We start from the raw sequence: 289 nt of genomic DNA, 5'->3' as shown, positions 1-289 counted from the left end.
TTTCGTGCTGCCGGACGGCCGTTTCGACCTGCCCCGCCTGCTGCGGGAGTTCGTGGTGTTCTGGCGCGAGCACGGCGAGGTCCTCATCCGGCAGGAGGGCTACCACGAGGCCGCCTGCCAGATCATCCTGATGGCCTTCCTGCACCGCCTGGTCAACGGCGGCGGCCAACTCGACCGTGAGTACGCCGCCGGCACCAAACGCCTGGACGTGCTGGTTCGCTGGCCCTACTCCGGATGCGACGGCGAGCGCCTGATGCAACGCGAGGCCATGGAGCTGAAGGTCTGGCGG

Annotated in this window: 1 protein-coding gene; it reads left to right on the top strand. The window is 68.5% G+C overall.

Annotated elements, in window-relative coordinates:
* Nucleotides 1–289: hypothetical protein (locus FXF51_RS61715; protein WP_222872004.1), on the top strand; the 289-nt coding region annotated here is incomplete at both ends.

Origin of the sequence: Nonomuraea sp. PA05 (genome assembly GCF_008086045.1) — a bacterium.
Taxonomy (GTDB): Bacteria; Actinomycetota; Actinomycetes; order Streptosporangiales; family Streptosporangiaceae; genus Nonomuraea; species Nonomuraea monospora.
Note: the sequence above shows the minus strand (reverse complement) of the source record. Positions and strands in the feature narration are given on the sequence as shown.